The organism is Azospirillum himalayense, from assembly GCF_042657465.1.
GTDB classification, from domain to species: Bacteria; Pseudomonadota; Alphaproteobacteria; order Azospirillales; family Azospirillaceae; genus Azospirillum; species Azospirillum himalayense.
Genome location: NZ_JBHSLC010000058.1, coordinates 1 through 3,100 on the forward strand (window position 1 = coordinate 1; position 3,100 = coordinate 3,100).

Sequence of the window (3,100 nt, forward strand, 5' to 3'; positions counted from 1 at the left end):
CGAAAAACGCTCCATTCCGACCAAAACGGGCGGCAAAAACGCCTTTTTCAAGCCTTAGCGGAGGCAAAGGCACTGCATCAGCCCGTTTTTCCGCGCCCTGTTACTGGACGGTGAGTGCCTCGGCTTGGTGCTTGGAGTGGACTCTGGACTGCATAAAAGATGACGATATGCCCTCAAGAAGCTAATGTATCTAGGATCGTCACCATCACACGCGCACACCAATTCGGTGTGAAACCTGCCATAGGTGCCTTATGAAGTTTGAAGTTGTCGGAATAGATTATGACAATCGAATCAATAACTTCATGGTAAGTGCCAGGGCAGATTACGAATGGTACCTTGAAAAAACACAAGGCTCTGAAGAGAACCTTGCCATTCAACGCGATATCATCAAGGGTTCCAAGCCCTATAAAAACCTTAGGGCTGACCTAAAGATAGGGTGCATATTGCCCACGATCGTCCTTGCCGTTCGCAACATTGATGCATCTGTTACTAATAATTATAGTGAAAATGACGGATTTATAACGGCGTCGAGAGATGATCTTGACACTTTGCAAAATGCTATTGTTAATACTACGCCCGCCAATGTTGATATTGTTGACGGCTTGCAGCGCACCAATGCGCTTCGCCAGACGCTTATGGAACTAAACGACGAGGAACGCTCCATTTTTCTTCAGCGATCCTTGCGACTTGAAATCTGGATCAACATCGCGTTCTTCCCACTCGCGTACCGCATGCTTCTCCTGAACGCTGGTCAGCGCCCGATGTCGATGAAGCATCAGATCGACATCCTGTCGGGCGGCTTGGCCGAAGACCTTCAAGACCTTCCAGGAATTGAGATTATACGCCTCAAGGACCACAAGCGCCGAGTTCGTCCGGGGCAGTTCCACCTTTCGACGTTGGCGCAAGCTTTCCAGGCTTGGATGCAGAGAAGCCCCAATGTTGATCGCACCAACCTTGTAGTTGAAACGATGGTCGTGGATGAGGCATTGGAATCGCTTGGCATTGACCTGACCGATAATGATGGCAATCAGCGCGACGGCTTCCGTCAATTCGTTGACTGGCTCCTTCAGCTTGATCGGGCTCTTGGAGAAGATCAGAACCGCTTCTTTGGGAACGATACCGTTGTACTTGGATTCGCGGCGGCCATAGGCTTTGCACACAAGAATGAAACACTACAGGATCGCCTTCCCAGCGCCATGACAAAGATGATCGACAGCGCCAATGCTGATCAAGAAAACCCTCTTGGCGTGATCACTTTCGATCAGATCCGCAGGAGCGTAGATACCAAACGTAGCAATGTTGGCGAGGCGACTCGCGGCCTAGTCTTCAGGGCAGTGCGTGAGTATATTATGCAGGACGGCACCACTCCAATGGCGGAGTGCTGGACCCAAGCCGCAAGCATGATGTGAAACATGCCTCTGCTTGATATACTCGCCGTCACCTCCGCTGATGAGGTAGACCCCACCCGTCCTTTGCAATTAGGGCCGCTGGAGTTGGGAGTGGAGGCGGCGGCCGAAGCCTTCCGCATTCTCTTAGGTGGTGAATTTTCCAGCGAGGTGCAAATCGATCCGCAAGGGATCACGCGAGCGTTTTATTGGGCTATAGCTCACAAAACAGAAGGCTCAGCCGAGATTTTTGGTTTTCCTGTAGGTACAGTCCACGGGCTGCCTACTGCGATCGAGATTGCTATCGTTCGCGCAGTCGCAGCATCAACGCCAGACCAACATGATGCGGTCCTGGCGGGAGGCATGGAGATTTCCATCGGGCCAGCCAGCGCATCAACCGACTTCCGCAGAATAATCCGCGTTGTTGAGCGCCCCATGGCGGGCGACAGTCTTCTCTTCGACGGCGCAACACAGGCCGTTATTGATGAAAACATCAACGCGCTTCTTAGCAGAGTTGCGCTGAAATGCTTGGATAATTCTCTTCGCACATCGCCGCTAAAGTTCAGGTTTCTTGAACTATACCGCGTGATGGAAGCGAGATTTTTGGCAGAGATTAAGGTCAAGTTGGTATCAAGCTTCGATGCAGAGCCAAGCGCTGCGTTAAGTGATGCAGTCGAGGCTCTGAAATCCGAAATAAAGCAAATTATTGGTTTGGCCGAAACCCAACAAGACGCATTTGAGGATTGCTGGACTGCCTTGGATCAAATCAAGAATACAAATCATTTCTCTGCCGCCCTATTTCGCAGGATCGCAAAGAAAGGAATTGGAGCTGGAGCTGGTGGAAAGTGGAGGATTGGTGCGGCTCTAATTTATCAGATCCGCTGCGCCATCGTTCACGCTGGGGAGAAGGATATGATCTTTGAGAGCTTTCCAGATGGAGAGGAAGCCGTCAGAGTCATATTGCCACATGTCGAGCGTGCTGCCCTTCTACTCGTCGGGATCAATCTACTATGAATCCATCCATCCGGACTTCATAGGCTAAAATCTCTAGGGAGCAATAAACGTCAAGTTTCCATGCACGCATACTTGGCAACAAGTCTACGGCGGCATTCGCCGCAGCAGATCGCGATAGCCGCCGTCCATCAGTTGGTGCCCACGACGGATCAGGTAGCGCACTTGGTCGCGCAAGGGGGTGTTCCGGTACCAGTCGGCCTTGACACGCTCGGCGCCGAACAGCGCCTCGGCCGTCTGCCGCACACTGGCGCCATCGAGGTTGGCGTCGAGCGCCTGGAGGGTGCGCATCAGCATGCGGGTCTGGTACGGCGTCAGGTCGGGGGGTGCGGCCGGGTTGGTTACCGCATCGTGGAACCGGCGGAGCGCCGCGACCTGGGCTTCCAGATCATCGTCCAGTGCGACCAGCGCTCGTAGCGGCGTGCCACGTCTGGGAAGACGCTTGCCCTCGATCCAGAAGCGCCGCTCGCGCGGCCCGTCGGCCAGCACAACGTGGAAACCGTCTCCGGTGTCGAAAATGGCTTGGCGCGACGCCCCCCACCAGGGATCGAGGCAGGCGCCCGGCCCGGTGTAGGGCCTGGGAACCGGCGACAGCCGGACCAGGGTAAGCGTCGCGAGCGCACCCTTCGGTTTGGGTTGGGCAATCACCGCATCGCTCTGTGGCGGCGGCCCTTGAAGTGTTCGCGGAGGTCGAGGATGGCCTT

General features: G+C 54.4%; 3 protein-coding genes. 2 read left to right on the forward strand and 1 reads right to left on the reverse strand.

Going from position 1 to position 3,100, the window contains the following annotated elements; genetic code table 11:
• The first annotated feature begins 251 nt into the window (after positions 1–251).
• Both ACFPMG_RS23320 and ACFPMG_RS23325 read left to right on the forward strand, forming a co-directional pair.
• Positions 252–1,409 carry a hypothetical protein gene (locus ACFPMG_RS23320; RefSeq protein ID WP_376997609.1) on the forward strand — a complete coding sequence of 386 codons (1,158 nt, stop codon included), beginning with the start codon at positions 252–254 and terminating at the stop codon, positions 1,407–1,409.
• Positions 1,410–1,412: 3 nt separating this feature from the next.
• Positions 1,413–2,399: a hypothetical protein gene (locus ACFPMG_RS23325; RefSeq protein ID WP_376997610.1), complete on the forward strand. Its 987-nt coding sequence runs from the start codon at positions 1,413–1,415 to the stop codon at positions 2,397–2,399.
• Between the two features lie 84 nt (positions 2,400–2,483).
• On the opposite strand, the gene ACFPMG_RS23330 is transcribed toward ACFPMG_RS23325, so the two are convergent.
• Positions 2,484–3,100, reverse strand: a 617-nt coding sequence (locus tag ACFPMG_RS23330) for a DUF2285 domain-containing protein (RefSeq protein ID WP_376997611.1), incomplete at its 5' end; no start/stop codon positions are given.